This is a genomic window from Dellaglioa algida (assembly GCF_030127605.1).
Classification (GTDB): domain Bacteria; phylum Bacillota; class Bacilli; order Lactobacillales; family Lactobacillaceae; genus Dellaglioa; species Dellaglioa algida.
Map to the genome: position 1 here is coordinate 1 of NZ_JANXLE010000013.1, position 1,801 is coordinate 1,801.

Genomic DNA, 1,801 nt, shown 5'->3' on the forward strand with positions numbered 1-1,801 from the left:
TTGATATGATATAAAAGTTGTCAAAAGCAACCAAGTAGATCTTTGAAAACTGAACAAATTTTCGACAAATCAAATGTGTAGGGTCTCTTAACTAAGAGTTAAGAGCAAACATTTGCGAAGTCAATTCGCTAGTTTCAAAAAGCAACAAAACAATAAGAGCAATCAACTTTTTATATGAGAGTTTGATCCTGGCTCAGGATGAACGCTGGCGGCGTGCCTAATACATGCAAGTCGAACGCATTGTTCTTCACCGAGTGCTTGCACTCACCGAAGACAATGAGTGGCGAACGGGTGAGTAACACGTGGGTAACCTGCCCAAAAGAGGGGGATAACACTTGGAAACAGGTGCTAATACCGCATAATTTGTCAAACCGCATGGTTTGATAATGAAAGACGGCGTAAGCTGTCACTTTTGGATGGACCCGCGGCGTATTAGCTAGTTGGTGAGGTAAAGGCCCACCAAGGCAATGATACGTAGCCGACCTGAGAGGGTGATCGGCCACATTGGGACTGAGACACGGCCCAAACTCCTACGGGAGGCAGCAGTAGGGAATCTTCCACAATGGACGAAAGTCTGATGGAGCAACGCCGCGTGAGTGAAGAAGGTTTTCGGATCGTAAAGCTCTGTTGTTAGAGAAGAATGTAGGTAAGAGTAACTGTTTACCTAGTGACGGTATCTAACCAGAAAGCCACGGCTAACTACGTGCCAGCAGCCGCGGTAATACGTAGGTGGCAAGCGTTATCCGGATTTATTGGGCGTAAAGCGAACGCAGGCGGTTTTTTAAGTCTGATGTGAAAGCCTTCGGCTCAACCGAAGAAATGCATTGGAAACTGGATAACTTGAGTGCAGAAGAGGAGAGTGGAACACCATGTGTAGCGGTGAAATGCGTAGATATATGGTAGAACACCAGTGGCGAAAGCGGCTCTCTGGTCTGTAACTGACGCTGAGGTTCGAAAGCATGGGTAGCAAACAGGATTAGATACCCTGGTAGTCCATGCCGTAAACGATGAGTGCTAAGTGTTGGAGGGTTTCCGCCCTTCAGTGCTGCAGCTAACGCATTAAGCACTCCGCCTGGGGAGTACGACCGCAAGGTTGAAACTCAAAGGAATTGACGGGGGCCCGCACAAGCGGTGGAGCATGTGGTTTAATTCGAAGCAACGCGAAGAACCTTACCAGGTCTTGACATCTTCTGACAAACCTAGAGATAGGCCGTTCCCTTCGGGGACAGAATGACAGGTGGTGCATGGTTGTCGTCAGCTCGTGTCGTGAGATGTTGGGTTAAGTCCCGCAACGAGCGCAACCCTTATTATTAGTTGCCAGCATTTAGTTGGGCACTCTAATGAGACTGCCGGTGACAAACCGGAGGAAGGTGGGGATGACGTCAAATCATCATGCCCCTTATGACCTGGGCTACACACGTGCTACAATGGACGGTACAACGAGTTGCGAGACCGCGAGGTTAAGCTAATCTCTTAAAGCCGTTCTCAGTTCGGATTGTAGGCTGCAACTCGCCTACATGAAGTTGGAATCGCTAGTAATCGCGGATCAGAATGCCGCGGTGAATACGTTCCCGGGCCTTGTACACACCGCCCGTCACACCATGAGAGTTTGTAACACCCAAAGCCGGTGAGGTAACCTTTTAGGAGCCAGCCGTCTAAGGTGGGACAGATGATTAGGGTGAAGTCGTAACAAGGTAGCCGTAGGAGAACCTGCGGCTGGATCACCTCCTTTCTAAGGAATATTACGGAAACCTACACACTTGTCGAAAATTTGTTTAGTTTTGAGAGGTCTACTCTCAAA

General features: G+C 48.6%; 1 rRNA gene. It reads left to right on the top strand.

Features of this window, described 5'->3' with window-relative positions:
* Window positions 1-170: 170 nt before the first annotated feature.
* Window positions 171-1,732, top strand: a 16S ribosomal RNA gene (locus tag N0K73_RS08175).
* Window positions 1,733-1,801: the final 69 nt, after the last annotated feature.